Consider the following 23,980-nt stretch of genomic DNA (forward strand, 5'->3'; position numbering starts at 1 on the left):
TGTCGCTAGGGCGGCGGCCCCGGACGATCCCGTGTGGGGCCCCGAGCGCTTTTGGGATCTTGAGGGCCTGGCGCTTTGAGGAACCAGATGATGATCAACAACGCGAGCGCGCCGAGGGCCGCGAGCGAGAAGCCGATCACCATGGTGTACGGCGCCTGCTCCACTTGATCACGTCGGTCCTCCAGCAGTCCTTCGTAGGTGCTGGAGGTGCCACCGGAACATACGTACCGGTCGTCATCGGGCATCACATCATCACCGCACATGATCGGCCGGTCTGCCGCGAAGCGATCGTGGACACCGATGCCGGCCACGATCAGTCCCATCGGGATCCCCGCTCCGATGAAGACGAAACACAGCGCCAACCCCAGGCAGGACAGGCACCCCTTGGCGCGTCCAGAGCCCTTTGACATCGCGATCACGCTCCCGGCGCGTTTCCGTTCCAGCGGGGTCCAAGGCTCCCAGCGAGGCGCCGATCCCGGGCGGGTCTCCTCCCGAATCGACCGGAAAGAAGGACCGTCGGTGCCGTTGGCGCCGGAAGCCTCAGGCGCCGACCCGGCGACTGGGGCGGTGTCGCTACGCCAGGCATCTGGAGAGTCCTCAACAGCACACCGCGCCCGGCCATGCCCTCCCCTAGGGTGTCTAGAGAGGAAAGGATCACCGAGTGACGGCCAATGACGGCGAGGACCGCCGCCCCAAGTACCAGCGGATCGCGGACGAGCTGAAGAACGCGATCCACTCGGGCGCCTACGGCCCGGGAGACCGACTGCCCGGCGAGAACGACCTCATGGCGCAGTACGAAGTGGCGCGCATGACCGCCCGGCAGGCGCTGGGGCTGCTCCAGAGCGAGGGCATCGCCGAGGCGCGCAAGGGAGCAGGAGTCTTCGTCCGCGCCTTCCGGCCGCTGCGGCGGCGCGGCATCCAGCGGTTGTCACGGGAGCAGTGGGGCTCGGGCCGGTCCGTGTGGTCGGCGGACATCGGTGAGCGTGATCTCGTCGTGGACGGGATCGAGGTCACCGAGGCCGACACTCCTCGTCACATCGCCGAGGTCCTGGGCCTGGAGGAGGCGGAACGTGTCTGCGTGCGGAGCCGGCGCTTCGTGCTCGACGGCAAGCCCGTGCTCCTCGCCACGTCGTACCTCCCCGCCGCACTGGTCGCCGGCTCTGCCATCACCGGCGAGGACACCGGTCCCGGCGGCACGTACGCACGCCTCGCCGAGCTGGGCCACAAACCGGTTCACTTCCGCGAGGAGCTCCGCTCACGAATGCCGTCCCACGAGGAGACGGCCCAGCTTTCGCTGGCTCCGGGGACGCCCGTGATCCTCATCTGCCGGACCGCCTTCGCCGAGGACGGCCGACCCGTCGAGGTCAACGAGATGGTCCTGGACTCGGCCGCGTACGTTCTGGAGTACGACTTCGACAGCTGACGGTCCTCGCCTTACCACGCACGGCGGTGTGGCCGGGGCCACTCGGCCGCACCGCCCGATGAGGCAGACTGGAGGATTGGCTGTACGGGACCGGCGTCGCGTACGGGAGCCACGACGAAAGGGCACACGCGTGAACGGACCGCTCATCGTCCAGAGCGACAAGACTCTCCTGCTCGAGGTCGACCACGAGCTCGCCGACGCCTGCCGGCGCGTCATCGCCCCGTTCGCGGAGCTGGAGCGCGCCCCCGAGCACATCCACACCTACCGCATCACCCCCCTCGGGCTGTGGAACGCGCGGGCCGCCGGGCACGACGCCGAGCAGGTCGTGGACGCGCTCGTCGAGTACTCCCGCTACCCCGTCCCGCACGCGCTGCTCGTCGACGTCGCCGAGACGATGGCCCGCTACGGCCGTCTCACGCTCCTCAAGCACCCGACCCACGGCCTGGTGCTGACCACCACCGACCGGCCGGTCCTGGAGGAGATCCTCCGCTCCAAGAAGGTCCAGCCGCTGGTCGGCGCCCGGCTCGACCCCGACACGGTCGCCGTGCACCCCTCCGAGCGCGGCCAGATCAAGCAGACCCTGCTGAAGCTCGGCTGGCCGGCCGAGGACCACGCCGGTTACGTGGACGGCGAGGCCCACCGCATCGACCTGGACGAGTCCGGCTGGGCCCTGCGCCCGTACCAGAAGCAGGCCGTCGAGGGCTTCTGGCACGGCGGCTCGGGCGTCGTCGTGCTCCCCTGCGGCGCGGGCAAGACGCTCGTCGGCGCGGGCGCGATGGCCCAGGCGAAGGCGACGACGCTGATCCTCGTCACGAACACCGTCTCGGCCCGCCAGTGGAAGCACGAGCTCGTCAAGCGCACCTCGCTCACGGAGGAGGAGATCGGCGAGTACAGCGGCGCGAAGAAGGAGATCCGCCCGGTCACCATCGCCACGTACCAGGTGCTGACGACGAAGCGGAAGGGGATCTATCCCCACCTGGAGCTCTTCGACTCCCGCGACTGGGGACTGATCGTCTACGACGAGGTGCATCTGCTGCCCGCGCCCGTCTTCAAGTTCACCGCCGACCTCCAGGCGCGCCGCCGGCTCGGCCTGACCGCGACGCTGGTGCGCGAGGACGGCCGCGAGTCGGACGTCTTCTCGCTCATCGGCCCGAAGCGCTTCGACGCGCCCTGGAAGGAGATCGAGGCGCAGGGCTACATCGCGCCCGCCGACTGCGTCGAGGTCCGGGTCAATCTGACGGAGTCCGAGCGGCTCGCCTACGCGACGGCGGAGACCGAGGAGAAGTACCGCTACTGCGCGACCACGGACACCAAGCGGAAGGTGACCGAACAGCTCGTCCGCAAGCACGCGGGCCAGCAGACGCTCGTCATCGGCCAGTACATCGACCAGCTCGACGAGCTGGGCGAGCACCTGGACGCCCCGGTCATCAAGGGCGAGACGCCCAACTCCCAGCGCGAGAAGCTCTTCGACGCCTTCCGCAACGGCGAGATCAGCGTCCTCGTCGTGTCGAAGGTCGCGAACTTCTCGATCGACCTCCCCGAGGCGACCATCGCCATCCAGGTCTCCGGCACCTTCGGCTCCCGCCAGGAGGAGGCACAGCGCCTCGGCCGCGTCCTGCGCCCCAAGGCCGACGGCCACAAGGCCCACTTCTACTCGGTGGTGGCCCGCGACACGATCGACCAGGACTTCGCCGCCCACCGCCAGCGCTTCCTGGCGGAACAGGGGTACGCCTACCGGATCATGGACGCGGACGAGCTGCTGAACGAGGGCTGACGGGAAGGCGGTTCCCCGCCGGGACGGCTGCCGACGGGAGGGCCGCCGACGGGAGGGGCGCTGCCGCGGCGCCCCTCCGCAGCCGTAGCGCCGCATACGCCAGCAGTCCCACCCCCAGCAGCGGGTAGGGCGACGCCAACGGCTGCTGCCACCAGTGCAGTTGGAGGTCCAGGTCGCCCTCGTGGGGCAGGAGCCACATCGTGCGCGCCAGAAAGACCACCGTCACCGCCACGGCCGCGGCACGGTGGCCCTCGGCGATCAGGACGGCCAGGAGCGGGACGCACCACACCCAGTGGTGGGACCAGCTGATCGGGGAGACGAGCAGGGCCGTGAAGGCGACGACGAGGACGCCCCACCGCTCGGGCGCGCGGCGGGCGGTCCACAGCCCCGCGGCAGCGGTCGCCACCGCCGCGGCCGCCCACACCGCGCCCGGCTCCGCCAGGTGCAGGGCGCGCGCGAAGAGCCCCTGGAGCGACTGGTTGTCGACGATCCACGCCTTGCCGACACGGTCCGTCTCGAAGATCCGCCGGGTCCAGAACTCGCCACTGGCCTCCGGCAGGACGACCGCCCCGAGGAGCACCGTCCCGGCCAGTGCGGCGAGGGCCGTGACCCCGGCCCGCACCCTGCCGGTGACCAGCAGGAGCACGATGAAGACGGCGGGCGTCAGCTTCACCCCTGCCGCGACACCCAGGGCGAAGCCCTTGCCGAGGGCGCCGGGCGGCCGGGACAGGTCCCACAGGACCAGGCACACGAGCGCGAGATTGATCTGGCCGAAGACGACCGTCTGGAAGACGGGTTCCAGCCAGAGCCCGAGCGCGGTGGCGCCGAGCACGTACGGCGCGCGGACCGGCAGCCCGGCGAAGCGGCAGGAGAGGCGTACGAGCACGGCGAGGAGCAGGGCGTTCCCGGCGACGAAGACCGCCTTCAGGGCGGTGACGGGCAGCCAGGTCGTCGGCACGAAGAGGATCGCGGCGAAGGGCGGATACGTGGCGGGCAGCTGCCACTCGGTGACGGTGAAGCCGTACAGGTCGGTGCCGTTGGCGACGGCCGCACCCTCGGCCCGGTAGACGAGGGTGTCCGCCATGGGGATGTGCCGGGCGACGCAGAGGGCGGCCAGCGCGGCGAGCGAGAGGACGAGAGCGCCTGCGGCCGGCAGCGAGCGGGCGGGCACGGTCCGGTGCGGGTACGTCACACCGCGCGACACTACAGTGACGGAGGGTCAGCGGAGTTCAGGGGATCACGTTCAGGGGGATCAGCGGTGGCGGCGGACGACGCCGGCCTCCTCGCCGTACTCCCCGAGGATCACGACCTCGACGGCCGCGATCGCGAAGACCTTGACCGCGCGCAGCGCGTCTCCGATCCGGTGCGAGTGGTGGGTGGCGGCGCCGGTCGCGGTGGCCCCGCGCCCAGGCCCCGCGGCTGGGTGGTGGAAGGTGGCTGTACTCATGTCTCCATGGTGGGCTTCCCGCCCCCGGAACCGCATCGGTCCGGGGGCCGAGCCGCGCCACCCGGCCCGTACGACCTGCGGCATACGGCCTCCCCTACGGGACGGAGCCGCCCGGCCCTCCACCCGGCCCTCCGCCCGGCGGTCGCCCGCGGAAAACCGTTCGCCCGCAGGGCGCCCGCTGACTAGAATCGCCCGTCTTGCCCGCCTCCCTCCGTGGAGCTCCCGCCCGTCTCCCACCGCCACCCTCAACCGAGGCCCCACGGGCCGCCCCTCTGCCTCGTCCGCACGGAAACCGGACGGGCAGCCACGCCCCGAACCATGCCGCAGGAGGCTTTGTCGTGCCCGCGTCCGCCCCACTCGACCCGCCACTCGACCCGCCCCCCGCACTGTCGCCCGATCCGTCGCCCGCCCCGTCGCCCGCCCCGTCGCCCGATCCGCTCGAGCGTGAGCGCGCCCATCTGACCGCCTCACGCACCGCGCTGCGCACCATGCGCGAGGACGTCCAGGCCCTCGACATCCGCGACGTCACGGCGAACTGGGTCAACGCCGCCGTCCTGGAGGCCCAGGTCCAGGAGCGGATCAAGGCGCTCGCCGATCTCGCGCACACCCCGCTCTTCTTCGGCCGGCTCGACTATCTCCCCACCACCCAGCACGGGCAGCGCTTCTACATCGGCCGCCGCCACGTCCACGACGGCGCCGGCGACCCGATGGTGGTCGACTGGCGTGCGCCCGTCTCCCAGCCGTTCTACCGGGCTTCCAAGAAGGACCCGCAGGACGTCCGGTTGCGCCGCCGCTTCGGCTACACCGCAGGCGACCTCACGGCGTACGAGGACGAGCACCTCACCGACCCGGCAGAGGCCGAACGAACCAGCAGGCTGCTCCAGGCGGAGATCGAGCGCCCGCGCGTCGGCCCCATGCGGGACATCGTCGCCACGATCCAGCCCGAGCAGGACGAGATCGTACGGTCGGGGCTGTCCGGCACGGTGTGCGTGCAGGGCGGCCCGGGCACCGGGAAGACCGCCGTCGGTCTGCACCGGGTGGCCTATCTGCTGTACGCGCACCGGGAACGGCTGGCCCGCACCGGCACCCTCGTCATCGGACCGAACCGCTCCTTCCTCCACTACATCGAGCAAGTCCTGCCCGCACTGGGCGAGTTGGAGGTCCAGCAGACGACGGTCGACGACCTCGTCGCACAGGTGGAGGTACAGGCCGAGGACCCCGCCGAGACCGCCGTCATCAAGGGCGACGCCCGCATGGCCACGGTGCTGCGGCGCGCGCTGCGCTCGCACGTCACCCCGCCGGCCGAGGCCCTCATGGTCGTACGGGGCTCACGCCGCTGGCGCGTCCCCGCCTACGAACTGGAGGAGATCGTCCGCGAGTTGCTCGACCGCGACATCCGGTACGGGGCCGCGCGCGACGCCCTCCCGCAGCGGATCGCGCACGCCGTGCTCGTACGGATGGAAGCCGCCGGCGAGGCGCCCGACGACCGGGTACAGGACGCGGTGGCGCGCAACGCGGCGGTGAAGGCCGCGGTCAGGACGATCTGGCCGGCGGTGGACCCGGCCAGGCTGGTCCTGCGGCTGCTCTCCGACGCGGACTTCCTCGCGGAGCACGCGGAAGGACTGCTGACCACGGACGAGCAGAAGGCCGTCCTGTGGACCCGGCCGCCGCGGTCGGCACGGTCGGCGAAGTGGTCGTCCGCGGATGCCGTGCTGATCGACGAGGCGAGCGACCTGGTCGAGCGCACCCACTCGCTCGGGCACGTGGTGCTGGACGAGGCGCAGGACCTGTCCCCGATGCAGTACCGGGCGGTGGGGCGCCGCTGCACGACCGGCTCGGCGACAGTCCTCGGCGACCTGGCGCAGGGCACGACGCCGTGGGCGACGGGGAGCTGGACCGAGGCGCTGGCCCACCTCGGCAAGCCGGACGCGGCGGTGGAGGAGCTGACGGCGGGCTTCCGCGTGCCGCGCGAGGTGATCGCGTACGCCTCGCGGCTGCTGCCGCACATGTCACCGGGCCTGGCGGAGGTCCGCTCGGTCCGGGAGTCCCCCGGGTCGCTGGAGATCCGGACGGCGGCGTCCGGCGACGCGGATGTGGTGGCCGCGTGCCTCCAGGCCCTGCGCAACGAGGGCTCCATCGGCCTGATCGCGGCGGACGCACGCGTCCCCGCGCTGACGTCCGCACTCGCCACGGCGGGCCTGCGCCCGCTCGCCCCGGGCGAGGAGACGACGCCCGACTCCCGCCTCACGCTGGTGCCGGCGTCCCTGGCGAAGGGCCTGGAGTACGACTACGTCGTCCTGGACGAGCCCGCGGCGATCGTCGACGCGGAACCGGACGAACGCACCGGCCTGCGCCGCCTGTACGTCGCCCTGACCCGCGCGGTCTCGGGCCTGACGGTGCTCCACACGGCACCGCTCCCCTCGCAACTGTCCTGACCGGACGGGCTGGGGGTGTGCGGTGTTGCCCGGCGTCGGGTGGGCACCCGGGGCTCTTGTCCTCAAACGCCGGACGGGCTGGGGGTGTGCGGTGTTGCCCTTTGTCGGGTGGGCACCCGGGGCTCTTGTCCTCAAACGCCGGGTACCAACCCAACACGCGGCAACACCGCACCGCCAACCCGCACCCCCCGCCGGAGGCGCTACGCGTCCAGCGCCCCCCTCCAAGCCCGCACCGCCGCCGCCTCGACCGGCGCCGCCCACCCCCGCGGTCGTGCCGCCCCGCCGATGTGGACCGCGTCGATGCCCGCGGCGCGGAGCGCGGGCAGGTGGTCCAGGCGCAGGCCGCCGCCGACGAGCAGCTGCGCCTCGTACCCGGGCTCGCCCCGCCGCGCCGCCTCCGCGAGCAGGACCGGGATGCCCTCATCCACACCGGCCGCCGACCCGGCGGTCAGGTATGTGTCGAGGCCCGGCACGTCCGCCAGCTGCTTGCGCAGCGCGTCCCGGTCCGCCGCCCGGTCGATGGCCCGGTGGAACGTCCACCGGCATCCCTCGATCTCGGCGACGAGCCGCTCGACCATGACGAGGTCCGGGTTGCCCTGTGCGTCGAGGAAGCCGAGGACGAACTCGTCCGCGCCCTCCGCCCGCAGCGCCCGCGCGGCCAGGACGAGCGTCTCGACGTCCTCCGCGCTGCCCGCCGCGAAGCCGTCGGACAGCCGCAGCATCACGCGCAGCGGGATGTCGACGGCCGCGCGGACGGCCGCGAAGGTCTCCCGGGAGGGGGTGAGGCCGTCGGCGGCCATGTCGGTGACGAGCTCCAGGCGGTCGGCTCCTCCGGCCTCCGCGGCGACCGCGTCCTGCGCGTCGAGGGCGATCACCTCCAGGACTGCACGACTGCTCATGTCCCCATCCCTCCGACCGTATAGGTCTAGTCCAATAACGGGACCAGACTAGACCGTCGGTCAGGCCGTACGGGGCGCCGGGCCCTCACCGGCATCGCCCCCGCCAGGGCCGGCGGCCCTGCCCGCACCGGTCTCGCCTGGACCGGCCTCGCTCTCCGCATCCGCCTCCGCCGCCGCCGGCGACACCTCCGCCTCCGGAGCCGCATGGCTGCTGTACGTCTTGAGGTTGTACGGAAGCAACCGCTCACCGCCGGTCGGGAAGGCGTCCTCGTCCGGCTCCCGGACCTCCTCGATATGGGTCGGATGGTCCGGCGCCTTCGGCTGCTCCTCCGGCCGCGGCGCGCGCTCCTGCAGCCGCCGCCGCCCCTCGTACCACATCGCGCCCGCGAGCAGCGCGATCAGAATGATTCCGATGATGAACGGACCGATCCCGGCCAACTGCGACGCGGCCGCCTGATCGGTGACCGAGCTGCTCTGGACGATCATCAACGAGTTCATGGCGTCTGCCTCCGGCCTTCGCACTCTCGCTTCGGCACACGAGCCTGATCCGCCCATTATCGTCCGATCCCGGCGATCCGGCCTCGTGCGCAGCCCGTGGACAATGAACCCATGGCCGACCCCCAGGACCTCCGCCACCGCTTCACCGCCAACCTCCTCGCCGTCCGCGAGGACGCCTCCTCCCCCGATCCGTTCCGGTACGCGGACGACCTGCTCGCCCGCTGGTCCGAGCCGCAGCGCCGCTACCACACGGTCGACCACCTCGCCGCCGTGCTCGGGCACGTCGACACGCTGGAGCGGTACGCGGACGCCCCCGACCTGGTCCGTCTCGCCGCCTGGTTCCACGACGCGGTCTACCTCCCGGAGCGCTCGACCAACGAGGAGCGCAGCGCCCGCCTCGCCGAGAAGGCCCTCGCGGAGGCCGGGGTGGCGCCGAAGGAGACGAACGAGGTCGCCCGCCTCGTCCGCCTCACGAAGACGCACGCCGCACAGGACGGCGACAGCAACGGCATGGTGCTGTGCGACGCGGACCTCGCGATCCTGGCGTCGTCGCCGGACGCGTACGGCGCCTATACCGCCGCCGTCCGCGACGAGTACGGCTTCGTCCCGGACGACGTCTTCCGCACGGGCCGAGCGGACGTACTGCGGCAGCTCCTGGACCTGCCGCGGCTCTTCCGTACGCCGCACGGCGAGCGCGAGTGGGAGGCACGGGCCCGCGACAACATGGCGGCCGAGCTGGAGACGCTGTTCGCACGGGAATGACAGGTCCGATCCCGCGGTTCAGCACTTTCATGTCCGCGTCCTCAGCGTCCTCCGCGTCCTCGGCAGCCCTCCCAGAACCACCCGACCACCGGCCCCGGATGCCCCTGGCCGTCTACGTCCTCGGCCTCTCCGTCTTCGCCCTCGGCACCAGCGAGTTCATGCTCTCCGGGCTGCTGCCGCCCATCGCCGAGGACATGGACGTCTCGATACCCCGGGCCGGACTGCTGATCTCCGCGTTCGCCATCGGCATGGTGATCGGCGCGCCACTGCTCGCCGTGGCGACCTTGCGGCTGCCCCGCAAGGCCACGCTGGTCTCCCTCCTCGCGGTCTTCGGCCTCGGCCAGATCGCCGGCGCGATCGCGCCGACGTACGGGATGCTCTTCGCCTCCCGTGTCGTCAGCGCGCTCGCCTGTGCCGGATTCTGGGCGGTCGGCGCCGCCGTGGCGATGGCGACCGTGCCTCTGAACGCACGCGCCCGCGCCATGGCGGTGATGATCGGCGGACTCTCGATCGCGAACGTCCTCGGCGTGCCGGCCGGTGCCTTCCTCGGCGAGCACCTCGGCTGGCGTTCCGCGTTCTGGGCGGTCGGCGCCGCGTCCGCGGTCGCGCTCGTCGGCGTACTGGCCCTGATCCCGCGGATCCCCCTCCCCGAGCGGGCACCGCGACTGCGGCGCGAGCTGACGATCTACCGCGAGCGCCAGGTCTGGCTGTCCGTCGCGATCACGGCGCTCGCGGCGGGCGGGGTCTTCTGCGCGTTCTCGTATCTCGCTCCGATGCTCACCGAGGTCGCCGGGCTGGACGAGGGCCTGGTGCCGACGGTGCTGGCGCTCTTCGGGATCGGCGCGCTGGCGGGGACGACGATCGGCGGGCGGGTCGCCGACGCGCACCTCTTCGGTGTGCTGCTGAGCGGTGTCGCGGCATCGGCGGTGCTGCTCGCCGCCCTGGCTCTGTTCGCCGGGACACCGGTGCTCGCCGTCGGCCTGTCCTTCCTCATCGGCGTCGCGTCGTTCTACACGGCCCCTGCGCTGAACGCCCGCCTGTTCAACGTCGCGGCCGCCGCGCCGACGCTGGCGGGCGCGACGGCGACCGCCGCGTTCAACCTGGGCAACACGGGCGGCCCCTGGCTCGGCGGCACGGTCATCGACGCGGGCTTCGGCTTCGCCTCGACGGCGTGGGCGGGCGCCGCGATGGCGCTGGTCGCCCTCGCGCTGGTCGCGCTCGCACTGCGGCTCGGGGACACGGCACCCCGGTCCCACCTCGCGGCGTCTTCGCCCGCACGGCCGAAGACCGGCCTGGCCTGCGCGGACTGAACGCGAGGCCGCCGCCGCGCGGTAATGACGGGATCACGACGGTTCGGTTTGATCCTGCCGAGGCGCGGACCGCCTCTTCGGCCTGCGCAGCCCCGCCTCCGTGAGCCGGCGTACGAGCTCCTTGGAGCCGATCTGCACCGCGCCCGCGCGCACCGCGTCCTCGTAGCGGTGCGCGGGGATGTCGTAGTGGTCGCTGTCGAAGGCGCGCGGCGGGCAGCCGATCGACGCGGCGAAGGCGTGTAGTTCGTCGAAGGACACGTCGCTGACCAGGTGCGACCACATACGGCCGTGACCCGGCCAGTTCGGCGGGTCGATGTACAGCGTCACGAGAGTCCGCCGACCGGGGCCACCACCACGCCGGCTTTTGCGCACACCCAGTGCGGGTCGGGTCCCAGTTCCGGTTCGACGTCGAGTGCGTGGGGCTCGCCGGAGACGCAGACCGGGCACAGCGGCCACCAGCCGTAGTTGTCGAGCAGCGCGTCCTGCACGTCCTGGGCGATGAGCCCCGCGACGTACGCCGCGCCCTCCGGCCACTGCTCGACCCACCAGCGGCGCTGGGTGACGGCCTCTTCGACGAGCGACACCACCTCCGCGTGGGCCACATCGCGGGCCGCGAGGTCGGCGAGCACGAGGGCGCGGGCCGCGTGCAGCGCCTGTTCCAGCGGGTCGACGTCGTTCATGGGGTCATTCTCTCCCCGGCGGTACGGATGGGACGCACACGGTCGGACGCGGGCGGAGACGGTCGGACGCGGGCGGACAGGGGCGGAGGAGGGCGGACGGGGGGTTGACGGGGCAAGCTGCCGAAAATATCTTTCAAGAGTGACCAGCGACGTGAAGGAAATTTTCATCGGCCAGCAGGCGACCGGAAGCTCCGACGCACCGCCCGCCCCCGCCGCCCTCGCGGCGAAGGTGCGCACGCTCGCGCCGTCCATGACCCGCTCCATGCAGCGGGTCGCCGAAGCCGTCGCGGGCGACCCGGCCGGCTGCGCGGCGCTCACCGTCACCGGCCTCGCCGAGCTCACCGGCACCAGCGAGGCCACGGTCGTCCGCACCGCCCGCCTGCTCGGCTATCCGGGCTACCGCGATCTGCGCCTCGCGCTCGCGGGCCTCGCCGCCCAGCAGCAGTCGGGCCGCGCACCCGCCGTCACCGCCGACATCGCTGTGGACGACCCTATAGCGGATGTCGTCGCCAAGCTCGCCTACGACGAGCAGCAGACCCTCGCGGACACCGCTGCGGGTCTCGACACGGTCCAGCTCGGCGCGGCCGTCACCGCCCTCTCCGGCGCCCGCCGCATCGACATATACGGCGTCGGCGCGTCCGGCCTGGTCGCCCAGGACCTCGCCCAGAAGCTGCTCCGCATCGGCCTCGTCGCCCATGCCCACAGCGACCCGCACCTCGCCGTCACCAACGCGGTGCAGCTGCGCTCCGGCGACGTCGCCATAGCGATCACCCACTCCGGCTCGACCGGAGACATCATCGAGCCACTGCGCGTCGCCTTCGACCGCGGTGCGACGACGGTCGCGATCACCGGCAGGCCGGACGGCCCGGTCTCCCAGTACGCGGACCATGTCCTCACCACGTCGACCGCCCGCGAGAGCGAGCTGCGGCCGGCGGCGATGTCGTCCCGTACGAGCCAGCTGCTCGTCGTCGACTGCCTGTTCATCGGCGTCATGCAGCGCACGTACGAGTCGGCCGCCCCGGCCCTCTCCGCCTCGTACGAGGCGCTCGCGCACCGCCACAGCCCGCGCACCCGCTGACCGAGTACCTGCTGACACCGCAACCGTCCGACCGCGCACCCGCTGACGACCACCCAACAGCTGCACGCATGGCTGCACCCATCGAAAGAGCCGCGCCTCTATGACATCCACGTACAACGCACTCCGGGCTCAGCTGGCCACCCTCACCACCGAGGCGTTCCGCCCCGAGCTCGCCGAGATCGACCGACTGCCCACGCTCGACATCGCCCGGATCATGAACGGCGAGGACCGGTCGGTGCCCGGCGCCGTCGCCACGCAGCTTCCCGCCATCGCGGCCGCGATCGACGCGACGGCGGAGCGGATGGCCCGCGGCGGCCGGCTGATCTACGCGGGCGCGGGCACGGCGGGCCGGCTCGGCGTGCTGGACGCCAGCGAGTGCCCGCCGACCTTCAACACCGGCCCTGACGAGGTCGTCGGCCTGATCGCGGGCGGCGCCGAGGCGATGGTGCGGTCGGTCGAGGGCGCCGAGGACTCCGAGGAGCTGGCGGCACGGGACCTGGACGGCCTCGGCCTCACCCCCGATGACACCGTCGTCGGCATCTCGGCCTCCGGCCGCACGCCGTACGCCATCGGCGCGGTCGAGCACGCCCGCTGCGTCGGCGCGCTGACGATCGGTCTGTCCTGCAACCCGGAGAGCGCGCTGGCGGCCGCCGCCGACCACGGCATCGAGGTCGTCGTCGGGCCCGAACTCCTCACCGGATCCACCCGGTTGAAGGCAGGCACGGCCCAGAAGCTCGTCCTCAACATGATCTCGACCATCACGATGATCCGGCTCGGCAAGACCTACGGGAACCTGATGGTCGACGTCCGCGCCTCCAACGAGAAACTGCACGCCCGCTCGCGCCGCATCGTCTCCCTGGCGACGGGCGCGGCGGACGAGGACATCGAGGCGGCGCTCACGGCGGCGGACGGCGAGGTGAAGACGGCGATCCTGATGGTGCTGTCCGGCATCGACGCCCCGACGGCGACGACCCGTCTGAAGGAGACCCGGGGCCATCTGCGCGAGGCGCTCGGCGACTGAGCGGCACCGGGCGGCACCCGGCGGCACGGGCGGCGGCGAGGCCGCTCCCCGACCGGCACACGGCAAGGGCCCACGTCCCCCGGGGGACGTGGGCCCTTGCCGTCACTCCGCCTGCTGTCAGGCGCCGGCACCGGCCTTGCGGCGGCGGGCGACGACGACCGCCCCGGCACCGAGCACGAGGGCCGCGCCGCTCGCGAGGGCGAACTGCGGCATGACGTCGCTCGAACCGGTCGCGGCGAGCGAGCCGTCGCCACCGGTGGTCCCGTTCGCCGAGGGGGTGGAGGTACCGCCCTGCGGGGTCGGGTCGTTGGGCTCGCCGGGCTCGCCTTCGGCGTCATCGACGTTGCCCGGGTTGCTGCCCTTGGTCAGGATCTGGAACACGTACTCGTTGATGTCCGGCGAACCGCCGCAGGACTCGTCGTTGTTGTAGTAGTCGGCCGCCACGCCGACAGCGCCCTGACCGGCCGGGATCTCGGCGTCGATCTTCAGCCGCAGCTTCACGTCCACCGAGGACTTGGCCTTGAGCGAGCCGACGATCGGGCCGGACCTCGGGTCGACGTCCTCCCAGTCCGGGTTCGCGGCGGTGGACCACTCCAGGTCGAGGTGGGAGTCGAGCTCCTTGACACCCTTCTCGTCGAAGGCGCGGAGACCCACGAACGGGTACACCTCGTCCATCGCCTTGCCGGTGCCGTTGGTGACGCGCAGCGTGAAGGCGACCGTCGTACCGCCGACGACCTTCTCCGGAAGACCGGTGACGACGGTGGTCAGCTTGGGCTCGGCGACGCACTCCGGGAGGGGCTCCTCGCCCGCCTCCTCCTCCGCGTCGGCCAGCGCCTTCTTGGCGGCGTCGAGCTCCTTCTGAGCCTTCTTCTTCGCCTCCTGGGCGAGGTGGATCTGCCGGGCCGCGGCAACCCGGGCATCGTCCAGGGTCGTGCGCACCTCGACGGCCTTTGCGTCGGCAGCCGTCTTGGCGTCAGCGGCCGTCTTGGCGGCCTCCTGGGCCACGCCGAGCACCCTGGCGGCCTCGACCCGCTCGTCGTCGGTGGCCTCGGGGTCGGCCATGACGGCGTCCACCTTGGCCTGCGCATCCACGACGGCCTGGTCGGCCTCGACCTTGGCCGAGGCGGCCGCCTCGGCGGCCTTCTTCGCCTCGGCGACGGCGACCCGGAGCGGGTGGGTCTCCTCATCCAGAGCTTCGAATGCCTTCATGCGCTTGTCGAGCTCGATGACGGCCTCGTCGTACGCCTTCTGCGCGGCGGCGACGGCGGCCTTCAGCTCCTCGATCGTCGGCTGCTGCTGCTCGCTCTGCACGGCCGGCTTCTGGTCCGCGAACGCGGGCGCGGCGGAGAGGAGGACGACCGGGGTGGTCAGGGCGGCGGCTACGGCGGTCGCGAGGACGCGGCGAATCTTCAAGTGGAACCTTCTCTGGTCGAAGGGTGATCGAGAGCGCGAGGGGCGAGCGCCTGCGGATCTGCTCACGCGGCGCGTCGACCTTGTGATCGTATGACCAGAACCCGGAAGGGCAACGGGAGTTTTCCGCACTCCTAAGCGGCGGTTGCGACGCACCGGCGCAGGAAACGGTCCTAATGCGGACAGTTGCCCACCGAGGCGGCACTTTTTCTGTGGTCCATGTCATCCCAGTCATCCCAGTCACCCCACGCCCGTCCACGGCGTCCGAGCGCGCCGGGGGGATACACGGCCGCACGGGCCCGGCAGGACAGATCGCTTCCGCCGGCCGGGCCCGAGGGTTGGGGTCCCCGCCCCTCAGCCGCTCCCCACCGCCTGCACCCTGAGCTCCACCCGGCCCTTCCTGATCGTCGCCACCTTCGGCGCCCGTCGCGCCAGCGCCGAGTCATGGGTGACCATGACGAACGTGAGGCCGTTCTCCTCCCACAACCCCTCCAGCAGCTCCATGATCTCGTCGCGCATGGACTCGTCCAGATTGCCCGTCGGTTCGTCGGCCAGCAGCACCGCCGGCCGCTTCACCAGCGCCCGGGCGATCGCGACCCGCTGCTGCTGGCCGCCCGACAGCTCGCCGGGCAAATGGCCGCGCCGCTCCCCGAGCCCCACCGAGGCCAGCGCCTCGCCGGCCCGCTCCCGCCGCTCGCGGGCCTTCAGCCCGAGCGGTACGAGCGCGGTCTCCACGTTCTCCTGAGCGGTCAGCGTCGGCACCAGGTTGAAGCTCTGGAAGACGAAGCCGATCTTCTCCGCCCGTACCCGTGTCAGCCGGGCCTCCGGCAGGGTCGCCAGGTCGACCCCGTCGAGTACGACGGATCCCGCGCTCGGCCGGTCGAGCCCGCCGAGCATCTGGAGCAGCGTGGACTTGCCGCCGCCCGTGGGGCCCTGGATGACCAGCCGCCCGCCGTCCTCGATGGTCAGGTCGACCCCGTCGAGGGCCTGGATGGTGTCCTTGCCGCGCCGATAGCGCTTGGCGACACCGGTGAGTTCGTACATCGTCGGTCAACTCCTGTGATACGTAAGAGAATTCGGGATGCCGGGGGCTACTCGACGCGGCGCAGTGCGTCCGCAGGCCGCAGCCGCGACGCCCGCCAACCGCCGAATCCGCCCGCGATCAGCCCGCCGGCGACGGCGAGGGCGACGGCCAGCCCGATGGTGGTCAGCGACACGGGGGCCGTCAGTGCGATGTCGAGGGCCTTCGACGCGCTCTCCCGGGCGGCCCCGCCCGGCCCGCCGGCGAGCATCCGGCCACCACCACCGCCGCCCAGGCTCTGCGGGCCCCCGCCGGCCCCCAACTGCGCGGTGAGCGTGGGGCTGAACGCCGTGATCGCCCATGCGCCGGCCAGCCCGACACCGATGCCGAGGGCGCCGCCGATCAGCCCGTTCACCAGTGCCTCACCGGCCACCTGCCCGGTGACCCGGCGGCTCTTCCACCCCAGCGCCTTCAGCGTGCCGAACTCCCGCACCCGCCGGCTCACCGCCGCCGACGTCAGCAGCCCTGCCACCAGGAATGCCGCCGCGAGCACCACGATCGACAGCCACTTGCCGACGCCGGAGGCGAGGTCCGACGCGGTCGACAGCGAGCCGGAGACCGTCTGCGCCAGATCGGAGGAGGTCGTCACCGTCGTGCCGGGGATGTTCTTCTGGATGGTGTCCTTCACCCCGTCGATGCGCTGCGAGTCGGCCGCCTGCACATAGACCGTGGTGACCTTGTCCTTCGCGTCGGCCAGCGTCTGCGCCTGCGCGAGCGGCAGATAGACGTTGGCGGCCGCGTCGCCGCTGTCCGCCGTCGCGATGCCGATGATGCTGTACTTCGTCCCGGAGATCGTCAGCGTCCCGCCGACCGAGAGCTTCTGCTCCTTCGCGTACGCGCTGTCGACGACGGCGACCTTCGCGTCGGTCTCCGACTCCTTGAACGTACGCCCGGACGTGATCTTCGACGAGGTCAGCGGCCCGAGCGTCTGACGCGCGACGTCGGTCCCGTACACGGAGTACGAGTTGACGTCGAAGTCGGCCCCACCACCGCGCACCTCCCCGGTCGGCGGACCGCCCCGCATGGTCTTCCCCCCGGAGTCCTGCTTGAACTCCCCGCGCCTGAACTCCCCGTCGACCTTCACGACCCGTACGTTCAGCCCTCCGACGGCGTCCGCGACCCCGTCCTGCTCGGCGACCTGCGCAACGGTCGACGCCGCGAGCGCCTCGAACCCCTCGACCATGACGAGGTCCTGGCTCTGCTCACCGTCGCCCTCTTCCTTCGCGTCGAACTGGAAGCGCGGCCGCCGCACCGTCTCCCCCTCCCCCTCCCCCGGCGGCGGCGCGGCCTTGGTGACCGTCATATCGGTCCCGAGCCCGTACAGCGACTCCAGCACTTTCCCCTGCGCCTGGTTCATCCCGGCGGAGACCGAGCTGACGACGATGACGAGGGCGATCCCGAGAGCAAGCCCCGAGGCGACGACGAGCGCCGCCTTCCTGCGGCGGCGCAGTTCGCGCCTGAGGTAGGTGAAGAACATGGCGCGAAAGCTAGGTACGCGGTGTGAGGGTGGGTTAAGTCCCGGATGAGAGGCGCATGAGTGTTGGCCGGACGGCCCGTCGACCGCACGGTCCGCTTCACCGCGGGCCCTTAGGACGCGCCTGGCCTCAGCCCGATGACGACGGTGGCGTACAGCTCGTCGCAGACGGCGACGTGTGGCACGAGACCGCTGCGGCCGACGGCCTCGACCGCGTCTGCCGCCTGCCGCTCGCTCGTCTCGAAGAGCAGCACCCCACCGGGCGCCAGCCACTCCCCCGCCTCCCCGGTCACCCGCCGCAGGACGTCCAGCCCGTCCGCGCCGCCGTCGAGCGCGACGAGCGGCTCGTGCACGCGGGCCTCGGCGGGCAGGAGGCCGACCTCCTCGGTGGGTACGTACGGCACGTTGGCGGCGAGGATGTCGACACGCCCGCGCAGGCCGTCGGGCAGCGCCGCGAACAGGTCCCCTTCGTACACGCGCCCGCGCCCGGACACATTCCGCCGCGCGCACCGCACGGCCACCGTGTCGACGTCGGCGGCGTGCAGCTCCACCCCCGGAAGCCCGGCGGCCAGCGCGGCCCCCACCGCCCCCGACCCGCAGCACAGGTCGACGACGACACCCGCGTCCGGCCGGGCGCCGACGGCCTGCCGTACCAGGAACTCCGTACGACGCCGCGGCACGAACACACCCCCGTCCACGGCGATCCGCAGCCCGCAGAACTCGGCCCAGCCGAGCACGTGTTCAAGGGGATGCCCGTCGACACGTCTGCCCACCATGGCGGCGAGTTCGGCGTCCGTACGGGCGGTGGCGAGGATCAGCCCGGCCTCGTCCTCGGCGAAGACGCACCCGGCGGTGCGAAGACGGGTGACGACGGCTGAAGGGTCAGAAAAGGAGAACAACGGGAGCCTCTCGGAAATCCGAACGGGGCTCCTCTCACGCGCTCTCTACGACGACGCGGAGGCGAGCACCCGGCCTGCAACAGCGGTAATGGGTCTCACCTCCTGTGTCCCTGGTCCGTGTACGGCTGAGGCCGCCACCTTACCCCGCGCCGGGGCCGCCGAGGCCCTGGTTCAGCGGCACTCTGTTGTCCGCTCTCAGCGCGGCCCATCGTGCACGTTGTGCTGCTGGAGTTCGACGGCGAAGCGGGCGGCGGTCACGAAATCCTTGTCGTCGTGAAGAACGATGAGGCCGTGATGAGCAGCGGTCGCACAGACCAGGAGATCGACAGCCGACAACGCCTGATGGGCTCCGCGCTCCGCAGCCCGGCGCTGGAGTCCGCCGACCCACTGCGCCGCTCCTTTGGGGAGGGATGCGTCCTCGTAGAGATCGTCGAACATCGAGCTGCGCTCCTCGTACTCCGTGAGGTCACGTGCCGACTTCAGGAACTCCGCCCGCTGCGGGTAGCAGGAACGAATGTCCCCGTCCATGGCTGTTTCCCGCCAGGCAGAACGGAGCCTCTCGTCACGCAGCAAGCGCCATAAGGCAGACGAGTCGAGCAGATAGACGCTCACCGAGGACCCTCACCCTTCTCAGCCTTATGTGCAGCCTCGGCTCCTTCGAGGTCCCAGCCCTGCGCGAGCTCGAAGTATCTGTCATACGCGGCAGCACGCAGCAGGCGCTTGTTGTACTCCTCCAGCGCCTTCGCAACGGCAGCCGTCTTGGTCCGGTGGCCGCCCAGCCGCTTGGCCGTCTCCAAGGCCTCGTCATCGATGTCGATGTGCGTCAGGGACATCTCGACCTCGCATTCTGTACATGAATAGGACCTTGCCGCCCCTCTGAGTGTACATACGAGGGATACCTTCGTCAGGACATGTCCATTCACGGCAGCCGTCCTTCCCGGTTCCGCTCCCTGACCCGCGCCCGCAGCACCTCGCCCGGTGGTGCCGGCCGCAGCGCGTCCGGCGGGCAGTCCCACTCCCGCCCGCCGCCCGGCGGCCGCAGCTGTACGTACGGACCTTCGCGCCCCATGACCCGCCCGATGCGCCCGTCGCGCGCGTCGACCACGAAGTCGCCCGCCTTCACCGCTTGCGCCCCTCGTGCAGGACGACGGCCAGCCGCAGCGCCGTGTCCAGGTTGCAGCGGCCGAGCTCGACGAGCGGACACGTCTCCGAGTCGCCCGCCAGCGACACGAGGTCGACCCGCAGGGACGGCAGGGTCACGCCCGCCCCGTCGAGCTCGCCCCGCAGGTGTGCCACGACTTCCTCCGCGGCCCGCAGCCGCTCCGCCGATCGCATCGCCATGACCTGGCACCTCCACGCTGAGTGTTCGCTTTCCGCACACAGCGTGGCGATGCGTCGCTACCGTGAACAGGGACACAGGCCCAACAACCCCACATGTGCGACCTGGAGTTGACATGCCCGGCCCGAAGGACCTAGATCCGTCCACCTCTCCCCGCGCCCTGCTCGGCGCGGAGCTCCGCCACGCCCGCGAGAAGGCGGGCCTGAGCCAGCGCGAGCTGGGCGAGCCGCTGTTCGTGAGCGCGTCGTTCATCGGCCAGCTGGAGGCGGGTACGCGCCGGATGCTGCCCGACATCGCGCACCGCATCGACGACATACTCGGCACGGACGGCTTCTTCGAGCGCAACTGCAAGGCAGCGAACAGGTCGAAGTACCCGGACCACTTCGCCGAGGCGGCGGAGGCGGAAGCGATCGCGACGGCGATCAGGGAGTACGCGCCGCTGCTGATCCCCGGCCTGTTGCAGACGGAGGCGTACGCGCGGGCGGTGTTCCGGGCGTACCAGCCGACGGCGCCGGAGGAGGTCATCGACGGGCTGGTGGAGAACCGGCTGGACCGGGCACGGCTGCTCGACGATCCAACAAAGCCTCAGTTGTGGGCGGTCCTTGACGAGGCGGTGCTGCGCAGGAAGGTGGGCAGCCCGGCGGCGATGGCGGAGGCGTTGCGCCATGTGACGGTGATGGCGCGACGGCACCGGATCATCGTGCAGGTGCTGCAGTTCGCGGCGGGCGCGCACGCAGCCATGACCGGCTCCTTGAAGCTGATGTCTTTCGAGGACGCACCACCGCTTACGTATCTCCAGGGGCCGGAGACAGGCCGCCTGGAGGACGACCCGGCCACTGTCACCCGGCACGAACTGACCTACGATTTGCTCGCGGCCAGCGCGCTCTCCCCAGCCGAATCCCTGGCCCTGATCGAATCGGTGGCGGAGGATTACGCACATGCAGATCAGCAGCCTTGATTGGCGCAAGTCCAGCTACAGCGGCGGCGACGGCGGCGACTGCGTGGAAGTCGGCCGGTGGCGCAAGTCGACCTACAGCGGTGGCGACGGTGCCGACTGCCTCGAAGTCTCCGACGCCCACCCCGGCCTCGTCCCCGTCCGCGACTCCAAGAACCCCGGCGGCCCGAAGCTCGCGTTCCAGGCCGCCGCCTGGTCCGTCTTCGTAACGGGGCTCAAGCAGCGCCGCTGAAAAGCTCAGTGACCCGCGAGGAGCTTCACGGCCACCACGCTCACGCCGATCGCGGTGTCGACGAGCCCTGAAATCAGCGCGCTCAGCCGCCCGTTGCCCATGCCAAGACCCGTTCGCCAGCCCCACACGAACAGGGTGGCGACCTCGACCCCGGCGCTGACCAGCAGGGCGGTCTCCAGCTCCAGGAAGCCGAGCGCCGAGGCGCCGATCAGCACCAGCGGGCCCACCGCGGTGAGCAGCAGGGGGCTGGAGACGTGCAGGGCGGTGCGGATCTCCGGCCAGGTCGCGTTGCGGCCGGTCAGCGCGCGGTGGGACTGCTCGTCGGCGACGAGTGTGGCCAGCCAGACCCCGAGCGCGGTCACGGCCACGGTGAGCGCCGATTCGGTGTGCTCGGGATGGTCCGTCTCGGCCAGCGCGACCACGACGGCGGTCAGGGTGATGGTCGCGTAGATCCGTTCCTTGAGCCGTGCGGCGACGGTCTCACCCGCGCGGGCGGCGGTGGCGGGAACGCCGTCCGGAGTCATCGCCGGGCCGCTCTGCTGTTCCGAATCCACCACGTATCACCCGAACCTTCCGATGACACACCGTAAGCGGCCTCCGGAGCTTTCACCGCCCTCACACGGCAGGCGTTGGGCCGGTCGAGGGACCCGCCGACCGTCGGTCGGAGCTTGAGCCTCGGGCTCCGAACGCCTTGTTCAAGGAATGGTTTCAGGGCCTCAACCCACCCGCCCACCCTTGCCAGTTGACTATGTGCGACGAACTTGCCACGCAGGGTGGCGACGCTCTAGCGTGTCCGGAAAACGAACAGCCCCCGTCAGGTGCGGGAACACCTGCGGGGGCTTGACCACCAAGATCGGTAAGGTCGATCCAGATGGCTGACAGCCAGCTTAGTGCTGCGTTCCTCCCCACGCACGCGACCCCGCACCCGATGGCCAATCCCGGCTACGGCAAGCGCACGGTCCTCGGGCAACAACCCCGTACCGCCGCCGACTTCGCGCACCTCCCGCCCCGCGAGGCCGCCATCGCCGCGTACATCGACCGGCTCAAGGACGGGGCCGACATCTCCGTGAAGACGCTGGCCAAGGTGCTGCCGTACGGCCAGTGCGCCCTGCGTACGGCCCTCAACCGCATCCAGGCCGCCGGTCACCTACGGCGCGGACGCGAGCACATGGCCGGTTCGGGGAGCGCGCGCTGGATCACCCGAACGTGGTGGTCCCGTACGGCACGCGACGACGCGTGGTGGGCGGCGTACCGGCGCGGCGACGTACCGGACGACCGGCCGCCGCCGACCCGCTCACGGGCGATGATCCTGCTCGCGGCACTGGGTCGGGAGGCGCCGGTCATGTCACTGTCCGCCGTCGAGTGCGCGCAGTTGGCACCCTTGGTGGAGGAGTGGTTCGTGCGCGGCGCCACGGAGCGGGACGTCCTGCGCGCCCTCACCGCCGGCCTCCCGGTCCCGGTCCACCACCCGGCGGCCCTCGCCCGCCGCCGCCTCACCGACAAACTCCCACCCGAGCCCGCTCCCCCGCCCCCGCCACCCCTCCGCCTCCTCGAATGCGGCAAGTGCGGTGCGCCGTATCGCGCGGAGTCCCTGCGCGGCGGCGACTGCGGATCCTGCCGGGGCGAGCCCGCCCCGGCGCCTCGTACCGGCGGCCTCTCCCCGGACCAGGTCCGCGCCCACATGGCTGATGTCCGCACGGCGGCAACCCGCCCGAGCGAAAGGAATCGCACATGACCGCGCGTGCCCACATGCTCGCGTCAGAATTCGAGGAGCTTGCCCAGCAGTCCCCGGAGACCGTGTGGTTGGAGTTCATCCGAGGCAGGTTGGAGGTCAAGCCGCCTTCGGACGGCTGCCACGGCTCGATCCTGGCGTATCTGACCCGCACGCTGCTCCTGCTCCGCCCAGAGCTGGCCCTGTATCCCTACGCGAGCCTCCGGACCGAATCCGAGCTCCGCGGCAGGTACATGCCGGATGGTGCCCTCGCCCATATCGGTCACTTTGCCGGGCAGAGTGCGTGGACCCACTGTGCCGGTGTCCTCATGGTCGTCGAGATCACGCCCCGCGACCTCGGTACCGACCGCCGAGACCTCCACGAGAAGTGTGCCGGCTATGCAGAGGCCGACATCCCGGTCTGCCTCCTCGTCAACCGCGAGGCGGGCAGCATCACCGTGAACAGTGAGCCGCGGCACGGCACGTACCAGCAGCACCCCACCTACAAGTACGGCGACACCGTCACCCTCCCCGACCCCGTCAACGTCACCCTGGCCACCGAGAGGCTCAAGGACTACACCCGCTGACCGCCCTCGCGGTCGCGCCCCTGCGGAAGCAGCCCCGCACCCGCCTCCAGGACCTCCTCCGCCGCCTCCGGCATCAGCGTCTCCTCGATGAAGGTGACGGCCCGGCGCAGCCCGGCGCCCGTCTGGTACGGGAAGTCCGTGCCGAGCATCAGCCGGTCCGGGCCGAACGACTCGGCCGCCGCGCGCAGGGCGGGCTCGTGGCCGTGGGCGACGGTGTCGTAGTACATACGGCGGGCCGCGACCGTCGGCAGTTCGGGGATGTCGGGGGCCTCCCAGGGGATGTGCTCGTCGGCCCGTGGCAGCAGCATGGGCAGCGCGCCGCCGAGATGGGAGTGGACGATGCGCAGGCGCGGGTAGCGGCTGGGGATGCCTTCGAGCATCAGGTGCATCGCACAGATGGTGTCCTCCATGGGCGCGCCGACCATCCACCGCATCCGGTTCTCGGCGATCAGCGGCGTCCCGGCGTCGCGGCCCGCCGGGTGCAGGCTCAGCACCGAGCCCCTGCGGTCCAACTCCTCGAGAACGGGGGCGAATAGGGGGTCCCCGAGGCTGCGCCCGAGCACCGACGTCGTCACCCCGGCCCCCGCCATCCCGAGCTCGTCGAGCGCCCGCGTCAACTCCTTCAGCGAGGCGTCCAGGTGTGGCAGCGGAAGCGCGGCGAAGGCGGAGAAGCGCTCGGGCCAGGCCCGTACGACCTCCGCGTAGTGGTCGTTGGCGAGGCGCGCGGCAGTGACGGCGTGCGTCTCGTCCGGGAAGTACGGGGTCTGCGGCGACACGGACAGGATCTGGTGCTCGATCCCGGCGGCGTCGTTCATCGCGAACCGCGTCCCGAGCTCCGCCTCACCGTCCCCGGCGCCCAGCCCTCGCGCGGTCCCGGTGTCGTCGCGCCCGTAGGAGTCGAGGAGCCGCAGATACTCCTCGCTCCACAGATGGGCGTGCACATCGGTCCGCACGCTTTCAGCTTC

Annotated in this window: 28 protein-coding genes; 11 read left to right on the forward strand and 17 right to left on the reverse strand. The window is 71.6% G+C overall.

Features of this window, described 5'->3' with window-relative positions; genetic code table 11:
• Nucleotides 1–5: 5 nt before the first annotated feature.
• A complete protein-coding gene (locus KK483_RS15410) occupies nucleotides 6–323 on the reverse strand; it encodes a hypothetical protein (protein ID WP_262005806.1) in 318 nt (105 codons plus the stop codon).
• Between the two features lie 338 nt (nucleotides 324–661).
• Between KK483_RS15410 and KK483_RS15415 the strand changes: the two genes are divergently transcribed.
• The gene (locus KK483_RS15415) at nucleotides 662–1,423 is read left to right on the forward strand and encodes a GntR family transcriptional regulator (protein WP_262005807.1); all 762 of its coding nucleotides are present in this window, start codon (nucleotides 662–664) and stop codon (nucleotides 1,421–1,423) included.
• A 130-nt stretch (nucleotides 1,424–1,553) separates the two neighbouring features.
• The gene (locus KK483_RS15420; RefSeq protein WP_262005808.1) at nucleotides 1,554–3,197 is read left to right on the forward strand and encodes a DNA repair helicase XPB; all 1,644 of its coding nucleotides are present in this window, start codon (nucleotides 1,554–1,556) and stop codon (nucleotides 3,195–3,197) included.
• On the opposite strand, the gene KK483_RS15425 is transcribed toward KK483_RS15420, so the two are convergent.
• Together KK483_RS15425 and KK483_RS15430 are read right to left on the reverse strand one after the other, a co-directional pair.
• Nucleotides 3,163–4,281 carry a glycosyltransferase 87 family protein gene (locus KK483_RS15425; RefSeq protein WP_262009518.1) on the reverse strand — a complete coding sequence of 373 codons (1,119 nt, stop codon included), beginning with the start codon at nucleotides 4,279–4,281 and terminating at the stop codon, nucleotides 3,163–3,165. The genes KK483_RS15420 and KK483_RS15425 overlap by 35 nt on opposite strands.
• Before the next feature lie 168 nt (nucleotides 4,282–4,449).
• On the reverse strand, nucleotides 4,450–4,644 hold the full coding sequence (locus tag KK483_RS15430) for a hypothetical protein (RefSeq protein ID WP_262005809.1): 195 nt from the start codon (nucleotides 4,642–4,644) through the stop codon (nucleotides 4,450–4,452).
• A 338-nt stretch (nucleotides 4,645–4,982) separates the two neighbouring features.
• Here KK483_RS15430 and KK483_RS15435 point away from each other — a divergent pair, with 338 nt between their 5' ends.
• Nucleotides 4,983–7,079, forward strand: coding sequence for a HelD family protein (locus tag KK483_RS15435; protein ID WP_399014140.1), 2,097 nt, complete (start codon nucleotides 4,983–4,985; stop codon nucleotides 7,077–7,079).
• Nucleotides 7,080–7,279: 200 nt separating this feature from the next.
• On the opposite strand, the gene KK483_RS15440 is transcribed toward KK483_RS15435, so the two are convergent.
• Entirely contained in the window at nucleotides 7,280–7,978 is a 699-nt protein-coding gene (locus tag KK483_RS15440) for a copper homeostasis protein CutC (RefSeq protein WP_262005810.1), read from the reverse strand.
• A 60-nt stretch (nucleotides 7,979–8,038) separates the two neighbouring features.
• On the reverse strand, nucleotides 8,039–8,476 hold the full coding sequence (locus KK483_RS15445; protein WP_262005811.1) for a DUF6479 family protein: 438 nt from the start codon (nucleotides 8,474–8,476) through the stop codon (nucleotides 8,039–8,041).
• Between the two features lie 111 nt (nucleotides 8,477–8,587).
• On the opposite strand from KK483_RS15445, the gene KK483_RS15450 reads away from it, so the two are divergent.
• Nucleotides 8,588–9,238: a hypothetical protein gene (locus KK483_RS15450; protein ID WP_262005812.1), complete on the forward strand. Its 651-nt coding sequence runs from the start codon at nucleotides 8,588–8,590 to the stop codon at nucleotides 9,236–9,238.
• 98 nt (nucleotides 9,239–9,336) lie between these two features.
• Nucleotides 9,337–10,548 (forward strand): Cmx/CmrA family chloramphenicol efflux MFS transporter, encoded by a 1,212-nt coding sequence (locus tag KK483_RS15455; RefSeq protein ID WP_262005813.1) that lies wholly within the window; start codon nucleotides 9,337–9,339, stop codon nucleotides 10,546–10,548.
• 33 nt (nucleotides 10,549–10,581) lie between these two features.
• On the opposite strand, the gene KK483_RS15460 is transcribed toward KK483_RS15455, so the two are convergent.
• On the reverse strand, nucleotides 10,582–10,875 hold the full coding sequence (locus KK483_RS15460) for a DUF4031 domain-containing protein (protein ID WP_262005814.1): 294 nt from the start codon (nucleotides 10,873–10,875) through the stop codon (nucleotides 10,582–10,584).
• A complete protein-coding gene (locus KK483_RS15465; protein ID WP_262005815.1) occupies nucleotides 10,872–11,228 on the reverse strand; it encodes a hypothetical protein in 357 nt (118 codons plus the stop codon). Before KK483_RS15465 ends, KK483_RS15460 begins: the two co-directional genes overlap by 4 nt.
• Before the next feature lie 139 nt (nucleotides 11,229–11,367).
• Between KK483_RS15465 and KK483_RS15470 the strand changes: the two genes are divergently transcribed.
• Nucleotides 11,368–12,306 carry a MurR/RpiR family transcriptional regulator gene (locus tag KK483_RS15470; protein ID WP_242338038.1) on the forward strand — a complete coding sequence of 313 codons (939 nt, stop codon included), beginning with the start codon at nucleotides 11,368–11,370 and terminating at the stop codon, nucleotides 12,304–12,306.
• Nucleotides 12,307–12,406: 100 nt separating this feature from the next.
• Nucleotides 12,407–13,327, forward strand: coding sequence for an N-acetylmuramic acid 6-phosphate etherase (gene murQ / locus KK483_RS15475; protein ID WP_262005817.1), 921 nt, complete (start codon nucleotides 12,407–12,409; stop codon nucleotides 13,325–13,327).
• A gap of 117 nt (nucleotides 13,328–13,444) precedes the next feature.
• On the opposite strand, the gene KK483_RS15480 is transcribed toward murQ, so the two are convergent.
• The 8 genes from KK483_RS15480 to KK483_RS15515 form a co-directional block, all read right to left on the reverse strand.
• The gene (locus tag KK483_RS15480) at nucleotides 13,445–14,740 is read right to left on the reverse strand and encodes a peptidase (protein WP_262005818.1); all 1,296 of its coding nucleotides are present in this window, start codon (nucleotides 14,738–14,740) and stop codon (nucleotides 13,445–13,447) included.
• Between the two features lie 351 nt (nucleotides 14,741–15,091).
• Nucleotides 15,092–15,781, reverse strand: a complete 690-nt coding sequence (locus KK483_RS15485) for an ABC transporter ATP-binding protein (protein ID WP_262005819.1) — start codon at nucleotides 15,779–15,781, stop codon at nucleotides 15,092–15,094.
• Nucleotides 15,782–15,828: 47 nt separating this feature from the next.
• On the reverse strand, nucleotides 15,829–17,295 hold the full coding sequence (locus KK483_RS15490) for an ABC transporter permease (protein ID WP_262005820.1): 1,467 nt from the start codon (nucleotides 17,293–17,295) through the stop codon (nucleotides 15,829–15,831).
• A 110-nt stretch (nucleotides 17,296–17,405) separates the two neighbouring features.
• A complete protein-coding gene (locus KK483_RS15495; RefSeq protein ID WP_262005821.1) occupies nucleotides 17,406–18,191 on the reverse strand; it encodes a putative protein N(5)-glutamine methyltransferase in 786 nt (261 codons plus the stop codon).
• 195 nt (nucleotides 18,192–18,386) lie between these two features.
• Nucleotides 18,387–18,803, reverse strand: a complete 417-nt coding sequence (locus tag KK483_RS15500) for a PIN domain-containing protein (protein ID WP_262005822.1) — start codon at nucleotides 18,801–18,803, stop codon at nucleotides 18,387–18,389.
• The gene (locus KK483_RS15505; protein WP_262005823.1) at nucleotides 18,800–19,024 is read right to left on the reverse strand and encodes a type II toxin-antitoxin system VapB family antitoxin; all 225 of its coding nucleotides are present in this window, start codon (nucleotides 19,022–19,024) and stop codon (nucleotides 18,800–18,802) included. Before KK483_RS15505 ends, KK483_RS15500 begins: the two co-directional genes overlap by 4 nt.
• Nucleotides 19,025–19,110: 86 nt before the next feature.
• Nucleotides 19,111–19,314 carry a hypothetical protein gene (locus KK483_RS15510; RefSeq protein ID WP_262009824.1) on the reverse strand — a complete coding sequence of 68 codons (204 nt, stop codon included), beginning with the start codon at nucleotides 19,312–19,314 and terminating at the stop codon, nucleotides 19,111–19,113.
• Nucleotides 19,311–19,532, reverse strand: coding sequence for a hypothetical protein (locus KK483_RS15515; protein WP_262005824.1), 222 nt, complete (start codon nucleotides 19,530–19,532; stop codon nucleotides 19,311–19,313). Before KK483_RS15515 ends, KK483_RS15510 begins: the two co-directional genes overlap by 4 nt.
• Before the next feature lie 113 nt (nucleotides 19,533–19,645).
• Between KK483_RS15515 and KK483_RS15520 the strand changes: the two genes are divergently transcribed.
• Both KK483_RS15520 and KK483_RS15525 read left to right on the forward strand, forming a co-directional pair.
• A complete protein-coding gene (locus KK483_RS15520; RefSeq protein WP_262005825.1) occupies nucleotides 19,646–20,488 on the forward strand; it encodes a helix-turn-helix transcriptional regulator in 843 nt (280 codons plus the stop codon).
• Nucleotides 20,469–20,717 carry a DUF397 domain-containing protein gene (locus KK483_RS15525; protein WP_262005826.1) on the forward strand — a complete coding sequence of 83 codons (249 nt, stop codon included), beginning with the start codon at nucleotides 20,469–20,471 and terminating at the stop codon, nucleotides 20,715–20,717. Before KK483_RS15520 ends, KK483_RS15525 begins: the two co-directional genes overlap by 20 nt.
• Nucleotides 20,718–20,722: 5 nt before the next feature.
• Here the strand turns inward: KK483_RS15525 and KK483_RS15530 are convergent, their stop codons facing one another.
• Nucleotides 20,723–21,274 (reverse strand): hypothetical protein, encoded by a 552-nt coding sequence (locus tag KK483_RS15530; protein WP_262005827.1) that lies wholly within the window; start codon nucleotides 21,272–21,274, stop codon nucleotides 20,723–20,725.
• Between the two features lie 314 nt (nucleotides 21,275–21,588).
• Here KK483_RS15530 and KK483_RS15535 point away from each other — a divergent pair, with 314 nt between their 5' ends.
• Complete coding sequence (locus tag KK483_RS15535) at nucleotides 21,589–22,452, forward strand: hypothetical protein (RefSeq protein WP_262005828.1); 864 nt, start codon at nucleotides 21,589–21,591, stop codon at nucleotides 22,450–22,452.
• Entirely contained in the window at nucleotides 22,449–23,015 is a 567-nt protein-coding gene (locus KK483_RS15540) for a Uma2 family endonuclease (RefSeq protein ID WP_262005829.1), read from the forward strand. Before KK483_RS15535 ends, KK483_RS15540 begins: the two co-directional genes overlap by 4 nt.
• Here the strand turns inward: KK483_RS15540 and KK483_RS15545 are convergent.
• Nucleotides 23,003–23,968 (reverse strand): amidohydrolase family protein, encoded by a 966-nt coding sequence (locus tag KK483_RS15545; RefSeq protein ID WP_262005830.1) that lies wholly within the window; start codon nucleotides 23,966–23,968, stop codon nucleotides 23,003–23,005. The two genes, KK483_RS15540 and KK483_RS15545, sit on opposite strands and share 13 nt — an antisense overlap.
• Nucleotides 23,969–23,980: the final 12 nt, after the last annotated feature.

Source organism: Streptomyces sp. FIT100 (assembly GCF_024584805.1).
Taxonomy (GTDB): domain Bacteria; phylum Actinomycetota; class Actinomycetes; order Streptomycetales; family Streptomycetaceae; genus Streptomyces.

What these genes read in the sequence shown, in the direction of transcription:
- KK483_RS15440 (WP_262005810.1), bottom strand. Translation starts at nt 7,978, where the DNA reads ATGAGCAGTCGTGCAGTCCTGGAGGTGATCGCCCTCGACGCGCAGGAC.
- KK483_RS15465 (WP_262005815.1), bottom strand. Translation starts at nt 11,228, where the DNA reads ATGAACGACGTCGACCCGCTGGAACAGGCGCTGCACGCGGCCCGCGCC.
- KK483_RS15445 (WP_262005811.1), bottom strand. Translation starts at nt 8,476, where the DNA reads ATGAACTCGTTGATGATCGTCCAGAGCAGCTCGGTCACCGATCAGGCG.
- KK483_RS15450 (WP_262005812.1), top strand. Translation starts at nt 8,588, where the DNA reads ATGGCCGACCCCCAGGACCTCCGCCACCGCTTCACCGCCAACCTCCTC.
- KK483_RS15520 (WP_262005825.1), top strand. Translation starts at nt 19,646, where the DNA reads ATGCCCGGCCCGAAGGACCTAGATCCGTCCACCTCTCCCCGCGCCCTG.
- KK483_RS15485 (WP_262005819.1), bottom strand. Translation starts at nt 15,781, where the DNA reads ATGTACGAACTCACCGGTGTCGCCAAGCGCTATCGGCGCGGCAAGGAC.
- KK483_RS15515 (WP_262005824.1), bottom strand. Translation starts at nt 19,532, where the DNA reads ATGGCGATGCGATCGGCGGAGCGGCTGCGGGCCGCGGAGGAAGTCGTG.
- KK483_RS15425 (WP_262009518.1), bottom strand. Translation starts at nt 4,281, where the DNA reads ATGGCGGACACCCTCGTCTACCGGGCCGAGGGTGCGGCCGTCGCCAAC.
- murQ (WP_262005817.1), top strand. Translation starts at nt 12,407, where the DNA reads ATGACATCCACGTACAACGCACTCCGGGCTCAGCTGGCCACCCTCACC.
- KK483_RS15490 (WP_262005820.1), bottom strand. Translation starts at nt 17,295, where the DNA reads ATGTTCTTCACCTACCTCAGGCGCGAACTGCGCCGCCGCAGGAAGGCG.
- KK483_RS15540 (WP_262005829.1), top strand. Translation starts at nt 22,449, where the DNA reads ATGACCGCGCGTGCCCACATGCTCGCGTCAGAATTCGAGGAGCTTGCC.
- KK483_RS15535 (WP_262005828.1), top strand. Translation starts at nt 21,589, where the DNA reads ATGGCTGACAGCCAGCTTAGTGCTGCGTTCCTCCCCACGCACGCGACC.
- KK483_RS15455 (WP_262005813.1), top strand. Translation starts at nt 9,337, where the DNA reads ATGCCCCTGGCCGTCTACGTCCTCGGCCTCTCCGTCTTCGCCCTCGGC.
- KK483_RS15505 (WP_262005823.1), bottom strand. Translation starts at nt 19,024, where the DNA reads ATGTCCCTGACGCACATCGACATCGATGACGAGGCCTTGGAGACGGCC.
- KK483_RS15430 (WP_262005809.1), bottom strand. Translation starts at nt 4,644, where the DNA reads ATGAGTACAGCCACCTTCCACCACCCAGCCGCGGGGCCTGGGCGCGGG.
- KK483_RS15525 (WP_262005826.1), top strand. Translation starts at nt 20,469, where the DNA reads ATGCAGATCAGCAGCCTTGATTGGCGCAAGTCCAGCTACAGCGGCGGC.
- KK483_RS15410 (WP_262005806.1), bottom strand. Translation starts at nt 323, where the DNA reads ATGGGACTGATCGTGGCCGGCATCGGTGTCCACGATCGCTTCGCGGCA.